Annotated in this window: 18 protein-coding genes; 8 read left to right on the top strand and 10 right to left on the bottom strand. The window is 71.9% G+C overall.

The window, feature by feature from the left end; all coding sequences use genetic code 11:
- Positions 1 to 2: 2 nt before the first annotated feature.
- Positions 3 to 206, bottom strand: a complete 204-nt coding sequence (locus ABTY56_RS25915) for a hypothetical protein (protein WP_350631573.1) — start codon at positions 204 to 206, stop codon at positions 3 to 5.
- Positions 207 to 343: 137 nt separating this feature from the next.
- Between ABTY56_RS25915 and ABTY56_RS25910 the strand changes: the two genes are divergently transcribed.
- Positions 344 to 1,102 (top strand): GntR family transcriptional regulator, encoded by a 759-nt coding sequence (locus ABTY56_RS25910; RefSeq protein WP_350631572.1) that lies wholly within the window; start codon positions 344 to 346, stop codon positions 1,100 to 1,102.
- A gap of 20 nt (positions 1,103 to 1,122) precedes the next feature.
- On the opposite strand, the gene ABTY56_RS25905 is transcribed toward ABTY56_RS25910, so the two are convergent.
- The 3 genes from ABTY56_RS25905 to ABTY56_RS25895 form a co-directional block, all read right to left on the bottom strand.
- Positions 1,123 to 1,383, bottom strand: a complete 261-nt coding sequence (locus ABTY56_RS25905) for a Txe/YoeB family addiction module toxin (RefSeq protein WP_350631571.1) — start codon at positions 1,381 to 1,383, stop codon at positions 1,123 to 1,125.
- Complete coding sequence (locus ABTY56_RS25900) at positions 1,380 to 1,652, bottom strand: type II toxin-antitoxin system Phd/YefM family antitoxin (RefSeq protein WP_350631570.1); 273 nt, start codon at positions 1,650 to 1,652, stop codon at positions 1,380 to 1,382. Before ABTY56_RS25900 ends, ABTY56_RS25905 begins: the two co-directional genes overlap by 4 nt.
- Before the next feature lie 142 nt (positions 1,653 to 1,794).
- Positions 1,795 to 3,462 carry a fumarate hydratase gene (locus ABTY56_RS25895; protein ID WP_350631569.1) on the bottom strand — a complete coding sequence of 556 codons (1,668 nt, stop codon included), beginning with the start codon at positions 3,460 to 3,462 and terminating at the stop codon, positions 1,795 to 1,797.
- Positions 3,463 to 3,609: 147 nt separating this feature from the next.
- Between ABTY56_RS25895 and ABTY56_RS25890 the strand changes: the two genes are divergently transcribed.
- Both ABTY56_RS25890 and ABTY56_RS25885 read left to right on the top strand, forming a co-directional pair.
- Positions 3,610 to 4,371, top strand: a complete 762-nt coding sequence (locus ABTY56_RS25890) for a DUF1707 SHOCT-like domain-containing protein (RefSeq protein ID WP_350631568.1) — start codon at positions 3,610 to 3,612, stop codon at positions 4,369 to 4,371.
- Between the two features lie 264 nt (positions 4,372 to 4,635).
- Positions 4,636 to 5,067, top strand: coding sequence for a WhiB family transcriptional regulator (locus ABTY56_RS25885; protein ID WP_350631567.1), 432 nt, complete (start codon positions 4,636 to 4,638; stop codon positions 5,065 to 5,067).
- A gap of 133 nt (positions 5,068 to 5,200) precedes the next feature.
- On the opposite strand, the gene glpX is transcribed toward ABTY56_RS25885, so the two are convergent.
- Positions 5,201 to 6,241 (bottom strand): class II fructose-bisphosphatase, encoded by a 1,041-nt coding sequence (gene glpX / locus ABTY56_RS25880; protein ID WP_350631566.1) that lies wholly within the window; start codon positions 6,239 to 6,241, stop codon positions 5,201 to 5,203.
- Positions 6,242 to 6,477: 236 nt separating this feature from the next.
- On the opposite strand from glpX, the gene ABTY56_RS25875 reads away from it, so the two are divergent.
- Positions 6,478 to 6,993, top strand: a complete 516-nt coding sequence (locus ABTY56_RS25875; RefSeq protein WP_350631565.1) for a DUF4245 domain-containing protein — start codon at positions 6,478 to 6,480, stop codon at positions 6,991 to 6,993.
- Between the two features lie 71 nt (positions 6,994 to 7,064).
- Here the strand turns inward: ABTY56_RS25875 and ABTY56_RS25870 are convergent, their stop codons facing one another.
- The 4 genes from ABTY56_RS25870 to ABTY56_RS25855 form a co-directional block, all read right to left on the bottom strand.
- Positions 7,065 to 7,667: a malonic semialdehyde reductase gene (locus tag ABTY56_RS25870; protein WP_350631564.1), complete on the bottom strand. Its 603-nt coding sequence runs from the start codon at positions 7,665 to 7,667 to the stop codon at positions 7,065 to 7,067.
- Positions 7,668 to 7,832: 165 nt separating this feature from the next.
- Complete coding sequence (locus ABTY56_RS25865) at positions 7,833 to 8,093, bottom strand: exodeoxyribonuclease VII small subunit (RefSeq protein ID WP_350631563.1); 261 nt, start codon at positions 8,091 to 8,093, stop codon at positions 7,833 to 7,835.
- A gap of 32 nt (positions 8,094 to 8,125) precedes the next feature.
- Positions 8,126 to 9,340, bottom strand: a complete 1,215-nt coding sequence (gene xseA / locus ABTY56_RS25860; protein ID WP_350631562.1) for an exodeoxyribonuclease VII large subunit — start codon at positions 9,338 to 9,340, stop codon at positions 8,126 to 8,128.
- Between the two features lie 10 nt (positions 9,341 to 9,350).
- Complete coding sequence (locus ABTY56_RS25855; protein WP_350631561.1) at positions 9,351 to 10,706, bottom strand: APC family permease; 1,356 nt, start codon at positions 10,704 to 10,706, stop codon at positions 9,351 to 9,353.
- Positions 10,707 to 10,815: 109 nt separating this feature from the next.
- On the opposite strand from ABTY56_RS25855, the gene ABTY56_RS25850 reads away from it, so the two are divergent.
- Together ABTY56_RS25850 and ppgK are read left to right on the top strand one after the other, a co-directional pair.
- Entirely contained in the window at positions 10,816 to 11,790 is a 975-nt protein-coding gene (locus ABTY56_RS25850; RefSeq protein WP_350631560.1) for a 4-hydroxy-3-methylbut-2-enyl diphosphate reductase, read from the top strand.
- A 130-nt stretch (positions 11,791 to 11,920) separates the two neighbouring features.
- The gene (ppgK, locus tag ABTY56_RS25845) at positions 11,921 to 12,667 is read left to right on the top strand and encodes a polyphosphate--glucose phosphotransferase (RefSeq protein ID WP_350631559.1); all 747 of its coding nucleotides are present in this window, start codon (positions 11,921 to 11,923) and stop codon (positions 12,665 to 12,667) included.
- Positions 12,668 to 12,756: 89 nt separating this feature from the next.
- On the opposite strand, the gene ABTY56_RS25840 is transcribed toward ppgK, so the two are convergent.
- Positions 12,757 to 13,236 (bottom strand): DUF6542 domain-containing protein, encoded by a 480-nt coding sequence (locus ABTY56_RS25840; protein WP_350631558.1) that lies wholly within the window; start codon positions 13,234 to 13,236, stop codon positions 12,757 to 12,759.
- A gap of 298 nt (positions 13,237 to 13,534) precedes the next feature.
- Between ABTY56_RS25840 and ABTY56_RS25835 the strand changes: the two genes are divergently transcribed.
- Together ABTY56_RS25835 and ychF are read left to right on the top strand one after the other, a co-directional pair.
- Positions 13,535 to 13,924, top strand: coding sequence for a VOC family protein (locus ABTY56_RS25835; protein WP_350631557.1), 390 nt, complete (start codon positions 13,535 to 13,537; stop codon positions 13,922 to 13,924).
- An 84-nt stretch (positions 13,925 to 14,008) separates the two neighbouring features.
- Positions 14,009 to 15,082: a redox-regulated ATPase YchF gene (gene ychF / locus ABTY56_RS25830; RefSeq protein WP_350631556.1), complete on the top strand. Its 1,074-nt coding sequence runs from the start codon at positions 14,009 to 14,011 to the stop codon at positions 15,080 to 15,082.
- Positions 15,083 to 15,089 lie beyond the last annotated feature (7 nt).

Here is a 15,089-nt window from a genome sequence, read left to right as displayed (position 1 = left end):
AGTCATTCAGCCGAATCGAGGGGTCCGGGGACGGGCGAGACGTGGTTCGGTTCGGCGGCCCATTCGAGGCCGCCGCCCTCGGGGCGCAGGTAGTGCTCGCCGCCGATGGTGTCCATGTAGATGCCGGTGCGTCCGGTCCTCCGGTCGAGGACGAGTTCACCCACGTGCGGTCGGTAGGCCGGGGCGTTGCGCTGTCGGATGCTCACCGCTGTGCTCCTCGCTCTGGCAGGCGACTGGCCAGCATCTCTAGAGAAGCTAATATCTCTAGAGATGTCAACGGTCGTATCGGCTTACTAGCGGCCGCGTGCGCGCCTACGATTTGTCCGAGGCAGAGGGAGCGGCGATGACCGGCAGCAGTGGCGACAAGCAGCCCAAGTACCAGCGGATCGCCGAGGCGCTGAAGGCGGCCATCGACGCCGGCCGGTACCGCGCGGGCGACCGTCTGCCCGGCGAGAACGACCTCATGGACGAGTACGGCGTGGCCCGGATGACCGCCCGCCAGGCGCTGGGCGTGCTGCAGAGCGAGGGCATCGCCGAGGCGCGCCGCGGTGCCGGGGTGTTCGTGCGGGACTTCCGACCGCTGCGCCGGCGCGGCATCCAACGGCTGGCGCAGGGGCAGTGGGGGTCCGGCCGGTCGATATGGTCGGCCGACATCGACAACCGCAGCCTGGTGGTCGACCAGGTGTCCGTCACCGAGCGGGGCGCGCCCGAGCACGTCTCCCGGGTGCTCGGCGTGGACCCGGGTGTCCCGATGTGCGTACGCAACCGCCGCTTCGTCCTGGACGGCAAGCCGGTGCTGCTCTCCACCTCCTACCTGCCCGCCGGTCTGGTCGCCGGTACGGCCATCACCCGTGAGGACACCGGCCCCGGCGGCACCTACGCCCGGCTGGCCGAGATCGGCGCCAAGCCCGTGCACTTCCGCGAGGAGGTCCGCTCCCGGATGCCCAGCGGGGAGGAGTCCACCCGCCTGGAGCTGTCCGCCGGCACCCCGGTGATCCTGATCTGCCGCACCGCCTTCGCCGACGAGGGCCAGGTGGTCGAGCTCAACGAGATGATCCTGGACGCCGCCTCCTACGTCCTGGAGTACGACTTCGACGCGTGAGCGCCCCTGGTGGCCCGGTTCTACTGGTAGTGGTAGCGGGCCTTGAGGACCTTCACTTCCTTCTCGTCGGCTCGGTACACCAGGCGGTGTTCGTCATCGATCCGGCGCGACCAGTAGCCGGCCAGGTCGCCCTTCAGCGGTTCGGGCTTCCCGATGCCACCGAACGGGTCGCGCTGGATCTCGCCGATGAGGCGGGTGATCCGTTGAGCCATCTTCCGGTTCGACGCGAGCCAGAACAGGAAATCCTCCCAGGCGTCCGGGTCGAAGTGAACGCTCCTCATACCTCACCCGTCAGGGATTCCAGCTCCTCCATGGTCCGGCTGACGCCGGCCTGGCCGGCCTTGTCGCGGGCGACGGCCGCCATGAGCCGTTGGGCGTTGGCGGGTGAGCGCAGGAGGTGGATCGTCTCCTGCCACGAGTCGTAGTCCTCGGCGGACATGAGGACCGCGTCCCCGTTCTTCGAGGTGATTCTTACGGGGGCGTGGTCGTCGTTGACCTTCTTGATCAACGGGAAGAGCTGCGAGCGGGCCTCGCTTGCGCTGATCGCCATCGACGTGCCTCCAGGTTCGTACCGTATCTCCGTACCGTGATGGTACGAGTTCTCGGTACCGTGCGCCACGAGAAGACCGCCCCGGTCGCAGGGGCGGCCGGGGCGGTCGGGGGGCGTGCGGGGTCACTCCCCGGGCGCGGGGTTACTCCTTGGAGCGGACCCGGAGGTTGGTGATCAGCGGGCCCTCCGTCGTCTCGCGGAAGAAGTCGTTGCCCTTGTCGTCCACCACGATGAACGCCGGGAAGTCCTCGACCTCGATGCGCCAGACGGCCTCCATGCCGAGCTCCGCGTACTCCAGCACCTCGACCTTCTTGATGCAGTCCTGGGCGAGGCGGGCCGCCGGGCCGCCGATGGAGCCCAGGTAGAAGCCGCCGTGCTCGGCGCAGGCGTCGGTGACCTGCTTGCTGCGGTTGCCCTTGGCGAGCATGACCATCGAGCCGCCGGCCGCCTGGAACTGGTCGACGTAGGAGTCCATCCGGCCGGCCGTGGTGGGGCCGAAGGAGCCGGAGGCGTAGCCCTCGGGGGTCTTGGCCGGGCCCGCGTAGTAGACCGGGTGGTCCTGGAGGTACTTGGGCATGCCCTCGCCGGCGTCCAGGCGCTCCTTGATCTTGGCGTGGGCGATGTCGCGGGCGACGACCAGGGTGCCGGTGAGCGAGAGGCGGGTCTTCACCGGGTACTTGGAGAGCTCGGCGCGGATCGCGGACATCGGCTGGTCGAGGTCGATGCGCACCACGTCGTCGTCGAGGTGCTCGTCGGTGGTGTCCGGCAGGTACTTCGCCGGGTCGGTCTCCAGCTGCTCCAGGAAGACGCCTTCGGCGGTGATCTTGCCCAGCGCCTGGCGGTCGGCGGAGCAGGAGACGGCCATGGCGACCGGCAGCGAGGCGCCGTGGCGCGGCAGGCGCACCACGCGCACGTCGTGGCAGAAGTACTTGCCGCCGAACTGGGCGCCGATGCCGATCTTCTGGGTCAGCTCGGTGACCTTGGCCTCCAGCTCCAGGTCGCGGAAGCCGTGGCCGGTCTTGGCGTCGCCCGAGGTCGGCAGGTTGTCCAGGTAGTGCGCCGAGGCGTACTTGGCGGTCTTCAGCGCGAACTCGGCGCTGGTACCGCCGATCACGATGGCCAGGTGGTACGGCGGGCAGGCCGCGGTGCCGAGGGAGCGGATCTTCTGCTCCAGGAACGAGAGCATGCTCGCCTCGTTCAGGATGGCCTTGGTCTCCTGGTACAGGTACGACTTGTTGGCGGAGCCGCCACCCTTGGCCATGAAGAGGAACTTGTACGCGTCGCCGTCGGTGGCGTACAGCTCGATCTGGGCCGGCAGGTTGTTGCCGGTGTTCTTCTCGTCCCACATGGTCACCGGGGCCATCTGGGAGTAGCGCAGGTTGAGCTTGGTGTACGCGTCGTACACGCCGCGCGCGATGGCGGACTCGTCGCCGCCCTGGGTGAGCACGTTCTGGCCGCGCTTGCCCATGACGATCGCGGTGCCGGTGTCCTGGCACATCGGGAGGATGCCGCCGGCCGAGATGTTGACGTTCTTCAGCAGGTCGAGCGCGACGAAGCGGTCGTTGGGGCTGGCCTCCGGGTCGTCCAGGATGCGGCGCAGCTGGGCGAGGTGGGCGGGGCGCAGGTAGTGCGAGATGTCGTGCATCGCCTCGGCCGTGAGCAGCCGCAGGGCCTCGGGCTCGACCTGGAGGAAGGTGCGACCGCCCGCCTCGACGGTGGAGACACCCTCGGAGGTGAGCTTGCGGTACGGGGTCGGGTCAGCGCCCAGGGGGAGCAGGTCGCTGTACTCGAAGTCTGGCGTGGGAGCCATCGGGGCGGTCCTTAGCTATCCAGTGGTCCGGCTGCGTCGTCGAAGCACCATCCAGGGTAGGACCCGGCCGGAGCCGTCCTGCGGACAGGTCAGCCTTGCGTGACCGGGCTCACTCGGGCAGTAGTGCGAGCGACTAGGCTGAGCCCCGTGGACAACTCGCCGTCGCACGACGATCCGGGGCAGCCGGTGCCGGCGCCCGTACCGATGACCAAGTCCGAACTCAAGCCCGAGCTCAAGCCGGAGGCGAAGCCCGAGGCCAAGCCGAAGCCGCCGCACGCGCCGGCGGCGGAGGCGGAGATGCGCGTCTCGGACGCCGACCGGGAGAAGATCGCGGAACTGCTGCGCGACGCCTACGCCGAGGGGCGGCTGGACGCGGACGAGCACGCGGAGCGCATCGAGGCCGCGTACGCCGCCAAGACCTTCGGCGACCTGGCGCCGCTGACCCGGGACCTGCCGGCCCGGCCGCTGTCCTTCGAGAAGCAGCCGCTGGGCGCGGCGGCCCCGACCCCCCAGCCGCCCGCGCGGCAGGAGTCGCCGGCGGTGGTGGCGATCTTCGGCGGCGCGTCCCGCAAGGGCCGCTGGCGGGTGGGTTCGCACCTGAAGGCCTTCGCCGCGTTCGGCGGCGTGGAGATCGACCTGAGCGACGCCGTCTTCGAGTCGCCCGAGGTCGAGATCGTGGTCGTGGCGATGTTCGGCGGGGTTGAGGTCCGGGTGCCGGAGAACGTCAGCCTGCAGGGCGGCGGGGTCGGCCTGTTCGGTGGCTTCGACGTCCGCGAGCAGACCGCCGCGGACCCGTACGCTCCGGTTGTCCGGGTCAAGGGCCTTGCGATGTTCGGCGGTTGCACCGCCAAGCCGCGCCGGGGCAAGAAGATCAAGGAGTGGGTGCGCCGCCAACTCGGTGCCGAGTAACCCCTGTTGACCAGTGCAGAGCCCGACCGTGGACCAACTCCCGGTCGGGCGCTCGACGTTGTGGCCGGTGCACTCCGTAGTCGATTGCGTGCAGTGTGCATGAATCGCGGCCGGGCGGGGTAGTTCCTTCCGCACATCGCTTCTTGTACGGCTGCGCACCGGAGGCGGCCGAGCGGCCGTTCCGGAGGGTTGGACAGCGGGGGCTCGCAGCCGGGCAGGGGAGCGGGGTTCCCCGTGTCCGAGAGCCTCGTCAGGAGTACGGCCGTGCTGCATCCGATCGAGTCCCGCACCACCTCGCCAGTCGCCGCCGCGCAGCTGCTGGAGCGCCGGCCGGGCGTCCGTCCGCAGCCGCAGCCCCCGGGCGGCCCGACGGGTGCCCCCGCGGGCGAGGACGACCCCTGGCACACCGGCGCGGCGTGCCGGCGGGACGAGGCGGGGTTGTTCTTCGCGCCCTCCAAGGAGCCGACGGCGGCCCGGCTGTCCCGCGAGGAGCAGGCCAAGCAGGTCTGTGCCCGCTGCCCGGTGCTGCTGGAGTGCCGCGAGCACGCGCTGGCCCAGCCGGAGCCGTACGGCGTCTGGGGCGGGCTGACGGCCGCCGAGCGGCGGGTGGTGCTGGCCCGGCGGCGCCGCCGGGACGGCGAGCTGCGCGAGGCGGCCCGGGTGACGGCGGCCGCCGGGCGCCGGATAGCCGGGTGACGGCGGTCCGAAGACCCGGGGGTCGGGCGCCGCGGGGCCGGGGGCCCGGGGCCGGACGTGCCGCGGCCCCGGCGGAGGGGGATTCCGCCGGGGCCGCTGCCTGCTGTCCGCAGGACGCGCCGTTCGCCGGTCGTCAGTTGGCGCGGTCGAAGTCGATCGCGCTGTAGGCCCGCAGCTTCGAGAGCTTGTGGGTGGAGTGGATCTCGCGGATGGTGCCGCTCTTGGAGCGCATCACCAGCGAGCTGGTGGTGGCGGTCTCCGAGCGGTAGTGCACACCGCGCAGCAGCTCGCCGTCGGTGATGCCGGTGGCGACGAAGAACACGTTCTCGCCGCTGACCAGGTCGTCGGTGGTGAGCACCCGGTCCAGGTCGTGGCCGGCGTCCAGGGCCTTCTGCCGCTCGGCGTCGTCCTTGGGCCACAGCCGGCCCTGGATCACGCCGCCCATGCACTTCATCGCGCAGGCCGCGATGATGCCCTCCGGGGTGCCGCCGACGCCCATCAGCAGGTCGACGCCGGTGCCCTCGCGGGCGGCCATGATGGCGCCGGCCACGTCACCGTCGGAGATGAACTTGATCCGGGCGCCCGCCTCGCGGATCTCCCGGACCAGGCCGTCGTGGCGCGGGCGGTCGAGCACGACGACGGTGACGTCCTCGACGGCGCTGCCCTTGGCCTTGGCGACCCGGCGGATGTTCACCGCCGCCGGGGCGGTGATGTCGACGAACTCGGCGGCCTCCGGGCCGGCCACCAGCTTGTCCATGTAGAACACGGCGCTGGGGTCGAACATGGTGCCGCGGTCGGCCACGGCCAGCACGGCCACGGCGTTGTTCATGCCCTTGGCGGTGAGGGTGGTGCCGTCCACCGGGTCCACCGCGACGTCGCACTCGGCGCCGGTGCCGTCGCCGACCCGCTCGCCGTTGTAGAGCATCGGGGCTTCGTCCTTCTCGCCCTCGCCGATGACGACGACGCCGTTCATCGAGACGGTCGAGACCAGGGTGCGCATCGCCTTGACGGCCGCGCCGTCCGCGCCGTTCTTGTCGCCACGTCCGACCCACCGGCCGGCGGCCATCGCGGCCGCCTCGGTGACCCGGACGAGTTCGAGTGCGAGGTTCCGGTCCGGAGCCTCGGGCGCGACCTCCAGGGCACTGGGAAGGTGGTGCGGGTACTGCGTGGTCATCGTCGTTACCTCTCTGTACGCGACGGCCAGTGAGCGCCCGACTACTGCCAGGTCGAACGCCGTGGTGAGGGTTCTGCGATCGTATCTGCCCACGAGATGACTGTCTGTGGCGCGGGTCGCCGCGCTCAGGCGAAAAGCGCCGCTTCGTCCCGGTTCACCCGTACGTGGGCACCCCGGGTGGCCGCGTCGTTGTGTGGATGAGTCACCATGTGGGGGTGGCTGCAGAGAGCAAGGGCATGAGAGGTCGCCAGAGCGTACGGGACATGGTCCTGTCGATGCTGGCGGTCGGTTTCGTCGTCTGGATCGGGTACCTGTTTCTCCCGCACGACGCCGACGGCGACCCGGTGCACGTGGTCGAGTACAAGGTGGCCGCGGCCACCGCCAAGCGTGCCGCGCCGTACCCGCTGCTCTCCCCGGACGGGCTGTCCGACAAGTGGCGGGCCACCTCGGTCAGCTACCGGTCGGCCGACCAGAGCAACGGCAAGGGCAACGCCTGGCACCTGGGCTTCGTGACGCCCTCCGGCCAGTACGCGGCGGTCGAGCAGAGCGACGCTCCGCGCGACTCGCTGCTCGCCGACAAGGTCGCCGGCGGCAAGCCGGACGGCACCTCCGACGTGGCCGGCCGCACCTGGGACCGGGTGCAGGGCGAGAAGGCCCGCGCGCTGACCGTGCAGACCGGCTCCGGGACCACCGTGCTCACCGGCACCGCCTCCTACGACGAGCTGGCCGAGCTGGCGCAGGCGCTCAAGTAGCACCGGCCCGCACCGGACGCCGAAGGGCCCCGCATCGGACGAACCGGTGCGGGGCCCTTTCGCGCGGCGGGTCAGACCGTGGTGACGACCTCGTCGTAGGCCAGGCGCGGCGAACGCGGGAACCAGGCGTCCTCGCCCGGCTTGCCGATGTTGACCACGGCCAGCACCGAGTGCTCGCCGTCGCCGAAGAACTCCTTGTTGATGCCCTCGGCGTCGTAGCCGGTCATCGGGCCGGCGGCCAGGCCGGCGGCGCGCACGCCGATGATGAAGTAGGCGGCCTGCAGGGCGCCGTTCAGCGTGGCGGACTGCTCGCGGACGCTGCGCTCCGAGAAGAACATGTCCTTGGCCTGCGGGAAGTGCGGCAGCTGGGTCGGCAGCTCCTCGTGGAACTCGTTGTCCTGGGCCAGGATGGCGACCAGCGGGGCGCCGGCGGTCTTGGCCTTGTTGCCGTCCGACATGTGCTGGACGAGGCGCTCGCGGGCCTCGGCCGAGCGGACCAGGACGACGCGCAGCGGCTGCTGGTTGAACGCGGTCGGGCCGAACTTGACCAGGTCGTAGATGGCCTGGACCTGCTCCTCGGAGACCGGCTCGTCGGTGAAGGTGTTCGCGGTGCGGGCCTCGCGGAACAGCAGGTCCTGCGCGGCGGCGTCGAGTACCAGGGCGTCGGTGGTCATGCTTCTGCACCTCATGCGGGAGGGGGTTCGTCGGAGTGACCGGCCTCGGCCGATCACTGGATCCAACATAGGTGAATCTTCAACTATTCCCCAAGTGAATGTGACTCGAATCACTTCTGCCCGTCGACCGTGCTCCCGCCGCCGGGCCTGCCCTCCTCGGCGGCCTCACTCGCCGCCCGGGGCCCCGCCCTCCTCGGCCGCCAGCGCGGCGTCCAGCCGGGCCCGGGCGCCGTCCAGCCAGCGCTGGCACACCTTGGCCAGCTGCTCGCCGCGCTCCCACAGGGCCAGCGACTCCTCCAGCGACGTGCCGCCGTTCTCCAGCTGCCGGACCACGTCCAGCAGCGCGTCCCGGGCGTGCTCGTAGCCCAGTGCGTCGTCCGGGTTCGGGGCCGCCGCCGCGCCCTGCTGCTCCTGCTGCTCTGCCATGCGTGCCAGCGTAGGGGGTGGGACGGACACCGCTAGCCCTCCTCAGCCACCGTGACCGGGAAGCCGCCGCCCGCGACCCGGGCGTGCAGCCCCTCGCCGGGCGCGACCTGCGCCGGGTCGGTCACCACCGTGCCGTCCGTCCGCTGGAGCACCGCGTAACCGCGCTCCAGGGTGGCCGCCGGGGAGAGCGCGACCACCCGGGCGAGGGTGTGCCCGAGGTCGCTCTGCGCGTGGTCCAGCCGGTGCCGCAGGGTGCGCCGGGCCCGCTCCAGCAGGCCCTCCACCTCCTGGCCGCGCCCGTCCAGCATCCGGTGCGGGGCGGCCAGCGACGGCCGGCTGCGCAGCCCGTCCAGCCCGTGCTGCTCGCGCTCGACCCTGGCCAGCACGTGCCGGCGGGCGCGGTCGCGCAGCTGGCGGACCTTGGCCAGCTCCTCGCCGACGTCCGGAACCACCCGTTTGGCGGCATCGGTCGGGGTGGAGGCGCGCAGGTCGGCGACGAAGTCCAGCAGCGGCTGGTCCGGCTCGTGCCCGATCGCGCTGACCACCGGCGTACGGGCGGCCGCGACCAGCCGCACCAAGCCCTCGTCCGAGAACGGCAGCAGGTCCTCCACGCTGCCGCCGCCGCGGGCCACGATGATCACGTCGACCTCGGGGTGCTCGTCCAGCTCCCGCACCGCCGCGCTCACCCGCTCCACCGCGCTGACCCCCTGCACCGGGACGTTGCGCACCTCGAAGCGGACGGCCGGCCAGCGCCGCCGGGCGTTCTCCAGCACGTCCCGCTCGGCCGCCGAGTCGCGCCCGGTGACCAGCCCGACGCACTGCGGCAGGAACGGCAGCGGCCGCTTGCGCTCGGCCGCGAACAGGCCCTCCCCGGCGAGCCGCCGCTTCAGCTGCTCCAGCCGGGCCAGCAGCTCGCCCAGGCCCACCGGCCGGATCTCCGAGGCGCGCATCGACAGCTGCCCGCGCGCCGCGTACCACTCCGGCTTGGCGTGCACGACGACCCGCGCGCCCTCCTGCACGACGTCCGCGACCTGGTCGAACACCGAGCGGAAGCAGGTCACCGTGAGCGACACGTCCGCCTGCGGGTCCCGCAGGGTCAGGAACACCACGCCCGCCCCCGGGCGGCGGCTGAGCTGGGTGATCTGCCCCTCCACCCACACCGCGCCGAGCCGGTCGATCCAGCCGCCGATCAGCGCGGAGACCTTGCCGACCGGGAGCGGGGCTTCGGGGGAGCTGGTGTTGGCCATGCGTACGAGGCTAGCGGCGCCTGCCGACAGTTCCCGGCGAACCCTGCACGCCGAGCACCACCAAGCCGACCGCCAGCCAGACCAGCCCGACCAGCTGGGCGGTGGCCGAGGCCTCGTAGACCACCGCGCCGATCACGGCGATCCCCAGCAGCGGGACGACGAGGTGCCGCAGCCGGTCCCGCGAGCCGTGCAGCACGGTGTACCAGCCGATCACCGAGGCCTGCAGCAGCGCGAAGGCGGTCAGTGCGCCCACGTTCACCACCGAGGTCAGCCGGTCCAGCCCGTCGTCCCGGTTCGCCGCCCAGACCGCCGCCGCCATCGTGATCACCGCGGCCGCCAGCAGCGCCCGGCGCGGCACCGCACTGGCCGGGTCGACCGAGCCGAGCGGGCGCGGCAGCCGCCCGTCCCGGGCCATCGCGAAGACCAGCCGCCCGGCCGCCGCCTGCCCGGCCAGGGCCGCGAAGGCCGCGCCGATCGCCTTGCTCGCCGCCACCAGCACGTGCAGCCAGTGCCCGACGCCGCTCTCCACCGTGTCGTAGAAGGCCGATCCCTGTGCCACCGGGTCGACCGCCAGCTGCCGCGGCCCCAGCGGCTCCAGCAGCGCCGCCAGGTAGGTCTGCGCGACGAACAGCACCCCGGCCAGCGCCAGGCACCAGAGCAGCGCCCGGGCCACCGCCGCCGAGGCGCCGACCGCCTCCTCCACGAAGGTCGCGATCGCGTCGAAGCCCAGGTAGGAGAGCACCGCGACGGACACCGCCGAGACCACGGCGGTCGCCGAGAAGCCGCCGACGGCGGTGAACGGGGTGTCCCAGCCGCGCCGGGCGCCGTCCTGGGCCCGCGCCACCACGGCTGCGACCACGAACACCAGCAGCACCGCGATCTCCATCGCGAGCACCGCGAAGCCGACCGCCGCGGCCGTCCGCACCCCGACCAGGTTGAGCGCGGTGGTCACCACGACCGCGACCGCCGTCCACACCCAGCGCGAGACGCCCGGCACCAGCGAGTGCAGCGCGATCCCGGAGAACAGGTAGGCCACCGCCGGGATCAGCAGGTAGTCGAGCATCGCCATCCACCCCGCGATGAACCCGAGCCCCTCGCCCAGCCCGGCCCGTGCGTACGCGTACACCGACCCGGTCTGCGGCACCGCACGCACCATCTGGGCGTACGAGAAGGCGGTGAAGCCCATCGCCACCGTCGCGACCAGGTAGACCGTGGCGACGGCCCCGTGGCTCTTGGCGTCCAGCACGCCGAACACGCCGACCGGGGCCATCGGGGCGATGAACAGCAGCCCGTAGACCATCAGATCGCGGACGCCCAGGCTGCGGCGCAGGCCGCTCGGCGTCGCCTGCTCGCTCACAGAGCTCATAGACACCACATTTGAGCACTCGTGATCGGGTCTGCATGGAAAGTGCCCGCTGTCGGCGCGGCTCTCCGCCCCGGGCGGCGCCGCCCGCAGCCGCCCGTACGATGGAGCCATGTCCAACACCGCGCAGCGCCGTGTCCTGCTCGCCGCTCCCCGGGGCTACTGCGCGGGTGTCGACCGCGCCGTGATCGCCGTGGAGAAGGCCCTGGAGCAGTACGGGGCACCCATCTACGTCCGCAAGCAGATCGTCCACAACAAGTACGTGGTGCAGACCCTGGAGAAGAAGGGCGCGATCTTCGTCGACGAGACGGAGGAGGTGCCCGAGGGCTCGATCGTGGTCTTCTCCGCGCACGGGGTCGCCCCGTCCGTCCACGACGAGGCGCGGGCCGGCAAGCTCGCCACCGTCGACGCCACCTGCCCCCTCGTGACCAAGGTGCACAAGGAGGCCGTGCGCTTCGCCGACGAGGGCTTCGACATCCTGCTGGTGGGCCACGAGGGCCACGAGGAGGTCATCGGCACCATGGGCGAGGCCCCGGACCGGATCCACCTGGTGGACGGCGCCGAGGACGTCGCCAACGTGCAGGTCCGGGACGAGTCCCGGGTCGTCTGGCTGTCCCAGACCACCCTGTCGGTGGACGAGACCATGGCCACCGTCGGTGAGCTGAAGAAGCGCTTCCCGGCGCTGGTCAGCCCGCCCAGCGACGACATCTGCTACGCGACCCAGAACCGCCAGGTCGCGGTCAAGCAGATGGCTCCCGAGACCGACCTGCTGATCGTGGTCGGCTCCAAGAACTCCTCGAACTCGGTCCGCCTGGTCGAGGTCGGCCTGGAGTACGGCGCCAAGGCCGCCCACCTGGTCGACTTCGCCGAGGAGATCCGTGAGGAGTGGCTGGAGGGCGTCGGCACCGTCGGCCTGACCAGCGGCGCCTCGGTCCCCGAGATCCTGGTCGAGGGCGTGCTCGAATTCCTGGCCGCGCGCGGCTACGACACGGTCGAGACGGTCAAGACCGCCGAGGAGCACCTGACCTTCTCGCTGCCCAAGGAACTGCGCCGCGACCTGCGCGCCGAGGCGGCCGGCAAGCTCTGACGCCTCGGGAGGACCCGGCGTCCCCTCGGGGGTGCCGGGTCCTCTGCTGTGCGGGCCCGTGCGCCCTCTCGTAGTTTTGTTCACAGGCTGTGGACAAGCGGGTCCGCGGCGGCAGCGGAGGGTGGATGTGATGACGGCGGTATTCGGCGTGGACATCGGCGGCTCGGGCATCAAGGGCGCACCGGTCGACCTCGCCCGGGGCGCGCTCGCCGAGGAGCGCCACAAGGTCCTCACCCCGCAGCCGTCCGCCCCCGAAGCCGTGGTCGCCGCCGTGTGCGAGGTCGTCCGCCACTTCGACCACCGCGGCCCGGTCGGGCTGACCTTCCCCGGCGTGGTGGTCGGCGGCCGGACCAGGACGGCGGCCAATGTGGACAAGGGCTGGATCGGCCTGGACGCCGAGGGCCTGTTCCGCGAGGCGCTGGACCTGCCGGCGACCGTCCTCAACGACGCCGACGCGGCCGGCCTCGCCGAGATCACGCACGGCGCGGGCCGCGGGCGCTCCGGCCTCGTCATGGTGCTCACCTTCGGCACCGGCATCGGCAGCGCGCTCTTCGTGGACGGCGCGCTGGTGCCCAACACCGAGCTGGGCCACCTAGAACTGCGCGGCAAGGACGCCGAGCGGCGGGCCTCCTCGGCCGCCAAGGAGCGGCACGGGCTGAACTGGGCGCAGTGGGCCGGGCGGGTCGACGAGTACCTGGACCTGGTGGAGATGCTGTTCTCGCCGCAGCTGATCGTGATCGGCGGCGGGGTGAGCCGCAAGCACGAGAAGTTCCTGCCGCTGCTGAAGGAGCGCGAGGCGGGGGTGGTGCCCGCGGAGCTGCGCAACGACGCGGGCATCGTCGGGGCCGCCATGGCGGCGGCCCGGGCGGCGGGCTGAGGCCCGCGCCCGGTGGTCCGGCCGGTTCGCGGGGTCGGTCCGCTGCGGCTGCCGGGCCGGCCGCTCCCGCCGGGGTCGGCGGGAGCGGTTCAGCGGGAGCGCTGGATCCGGCGCTGGGCGACGAAGCGCGCGAGCACGATCAGCGCGGCGAGCCCGGTGCCGGAGAACAGCCACCCGGCCCGCAGGGCCAGTCCGGTCGCCAGCGAGACCACCTGGGCGGTGACGCCCGAGGAGCCGACCGGTGCGAGCAGCAGCAGCGCCACGGCGAAGGCGATCGGCCCGCTGATCGGCGCGGCCAGCAGGTCGATGTAGCGGACCCGGACGGCCAGCTGGAAGCAGACCACCAGGTAGCCGAGGCCGAACAGCCAGCCCAGGTCGCCGAAGAGCAGCCGGTCCAGGCCCGCCACCGCGAGCGTGGCCAGGACGGCGACCACGCCGGCGCCGATGGCCGTCAGCCGGGCCGGCCGACCGGTCCGGCGCCGCCCGTACGGCTGCTCGTCACCGCGCCCGCGCAGCGGCAGCCGCAGCCGCGGGCCGGCGGGACGTGCGGGGCCGGACGGGCCGGTCACCGGCCGTAGCCGGGAGGCGGGGGCGGACCCGGCCGTCTCGGGAGCCCGGCCTGGACCGGGGACGGAGGCTGCGGCCGCGCCGTTAGGCGGACGGCGTCTGGGCCCTGGCGGCTGGGTTCGGATGCGCTGCTCCACCCGCCCAACGTACGGTCCGATCATCGCCACACTGTGTAATGGACCGTTCAGGTCTTGTCCCGTGTCTCCGGATGGCGTAGTCATGTGATCGTCGCTCAGATGGGCTGACCTGCCCGGCCGAGTCGACGCACCATGATCATCGGATGGTCGCACGGGGGTTCGTATGACCGGTTTCACGTTCGAACGGCTCGACCACGTCCAGCTCGACATCCCGGCCGGCACCGAGGACGAGTGCCGCGCGTTCTGGTCCGGCGTGCTCGGCATGACGGAGCTGGCGAAGCCGCCGGTGCTCGCCGCCCGCGGCGGCTGCTGGTTCCGCGGGGGAGGGGTCGAGGTGCACCTGGGGGTGACCCCCGACTTCCGCCCGTCCCGCAAGGGGCACCCCGGGATCCTGGTGAGCTCGCTGGACGCGCTGGCCGAACGCCTCGCCGCGCACGGCCACGAGGTGCTCTGGGACGACAACCTGCCCGGCCACCGGCGCTTCCACAGCGCCGACACGCTGGGCAACCGGCTGGAGTTCCTGGAGCCCCGGGCGGCGGCGACCGACGCGTGAGGCAGCGCGGGTGCTGCCCGTAGACTTGGGGGTCGGCCCGTACGGTGCCGACCCAACTCCTCCAAGCCCACGGGACTGCGCTTCATGTCGCTCACGATCGGAATCGTCGGCCTGCCGAACGTCGGCAAGTCGACCCTGTTCAACGCCCTGACCAAGAACGACGTGCTGGCGGCCAACTACCCGTTCGCCACCATCGAGCCGAACGTGGGCGTGGTCGGCGTCCCGGACGCGCGGCTGGCCAAGCTCGCCGAGATCTTCGGCTCGCAGCGCATCCTCCCGGCCACCGTCGACTTCGTCGACATCGCCGGCATCGTGCGCGGCGCCAGCGAGGGCGAGGGCCTGGGCAACAAGTTCCTCGCCAACATCCGCGAGTCGGACGCGATCTGCCAGGTCGTGCGCGCCTTCACCGACCCGGACGTGGTGCACGTGGACGGCAAGGTGTCGCCCAAGGACGACATCGAGACCATCCACACCGAGCTGATCCTGGCCGACCTCCAGACCGTCGAGAAGGTCCTGCCCCGGCTGCAGAAGGAGGCGCGCCTCAAGAAGGACACCGCCCCGGTGCTGGCCGCCGCCGAGGCCGCGCAGGCGATCCTGGAAACCGGCAAGACCCTCTTCGAGGCCGGCTTCGACACCGCCCCGATCCGTGACCTCCACCTGCTGACCGCCAAGCCCTTCCTCTACGTCTTCAACGTGGACGAGGACGAGCTGGCCGACGAGGACTTCAAGAACGCCCAGCGCGAGCTGGTCGCCCCGGCCGAGGCGATCTTCCTCAACGCCAAGATCGAGTCCGAGCTGATCGAGCTGGACGACGCCGAGGCCCTGGAGCTGCTCCAGTCGATGGGCCAGGAGGAGCCCGGCCTGGCGACCCTCGCCCGGGTCGGCTTCGACACCCTCGGCCTGCAGACCTACCTGACGGCCGGCCCCAAGGAGACCCGGGCCTGGACCATCAAGAAGGGCGCCACCGCCCCCGAGGCCGCCGGTGTCATCCACACCGACTTCCAGAAGGGCTTCATCAAGGCCGAGGTCATCTCCTTCGCCGACCTGGTCGAGACCGGCTCCATCGCCGAGGCCCGCTCCAAGGGCAAGGCCCGCATCGAGGGCAAGGAGTACGTCATGCAGGACGGCGACGTGGTGGAGTTCCGCTTCAACGTGTGATCGTTTG

Origin of the sequence: Kitasatospora sp. NPDC097691 (assembly GCF_040302665.1) — a bacterium.
In the GTDB taxonomy this organism is placed as follows: Bacteria; Actinomycetota; Actinomycetes; order Streptomycetales; family Streptomycetaceae; genus Kitasatospora.
The sequence above is the reverse complement of the archived record's forward strand: the minus strand, read 5'-3'. Positions and strand labels throughout refer to the sequence as shown.

What these genes read in the sequence shown, in the direction of transcription:
- ABTY56_RS25875 (WP_350631565.1), top strand. Translation starts at nt 6,478, where the DNA reads ATGAGAGGTCGCCAGAGCGTACGGGACATGGTCCTGTCGATGCTGGCG.
- ABTY56_RS25900 (WP_350631570.1), bottom strand. Translation starts at nt 1,652, where the DNA reads ATGGCGATCAGCGCAAGCGAGGCCCGCTCGCAGCTCTTCCCGTTGATC.
- ychF (WP_350631556.1), top strand. Translation starts at nt 14,009, where the DNA reads ATGTCGCTCACGATCGGAATCGTCGGCCTGCCGAACGTCGGCAAGTCG.
- ABTY56_RS25850 (WP_350631560.1), top strand. Translation starts at nt 10,816, where the DNA reads ATGTCCAACACCGCGCAGCGCCGTGTCCTGCTCGCCGCTCCCCGGGGC.
- ABTY56_RS25865 (WP_350631563.1), bottom strand. Translation starts at nt 8,093, where the DNA reads ATGGCAGAGCAGCAGGAGCAGCAGGGCGCGGCGGCGGCCCCGAACCCG.
- ABTY56_RS25895 (WP_350631569.1), bottom strand. Translation starts at nt 3,462, where the DNA reads ATGGCTCCCACGCCAGACTTCGAGTACAGCGACCTGCTCCCCCTGGGC.
- xseA (WP_350631562.1), bottom strand. Translation starts at nt 9,340, where the DNA reads ATGGCCAACACCAGCTCCCCCGAAGCCCCGCTCCCGGTCGGCAAGGTC.
- glpX (WP_350631566.1), bottom strand. Translation starts at nt 6,241, where the DNA reads ATGACCACGCAGTACCCGCACCACCTTCCCAGTGCCCTGGAGGTCGCG.
- ABTY56_RS25905 (WP_350631571.1), bottom strand. Translation starts at nt 1,383, where the DNA reads ATGAGGAGCGTTCACTTCGACCCGGACGCCTGGGAGGATTTCCTGTTC.
- ABTY56_RS25855 (WP_350631561.1), bottom strand. Translation starts at nt 10,706, where the DNA reads ATGAGCTCTGTGAGCGAGCAGGCGACGCCGAGCGGCCTGCGCCGCAGC.
- ppgK (WP_350631559.1), top strand. Translation starts at nt 11,921, where the DNA reads ATGACGGCGGTATTCGGCGTGGACATCGGCGGCTCGGGCATCAAGGGC.
- ABTY56_RS25910 (WP_350631572.1), top strand. Translation starts at nt 344, where the DNA reads ATGACCGGCAGCAGTGGCGACAAGCAGCCCAAGTACCAGCGGATCGCC.
- ABTY56_RS25835 (WP_350631557.1), top strand. Translation starts at nt 13,535, where the DNA reads ATGACCGGTTTCACGTTCGAACGGCTCGACCACGTCCAGCTCGACATC.
- ABTY56_RS25870 (WP_350631564.1), bottom strand. Translation starts at nt 7,667, where the DNA reads ATGACCACCGACGCCCTGGTACTCGACGCCGCCGCGCAGGACCTGCTG.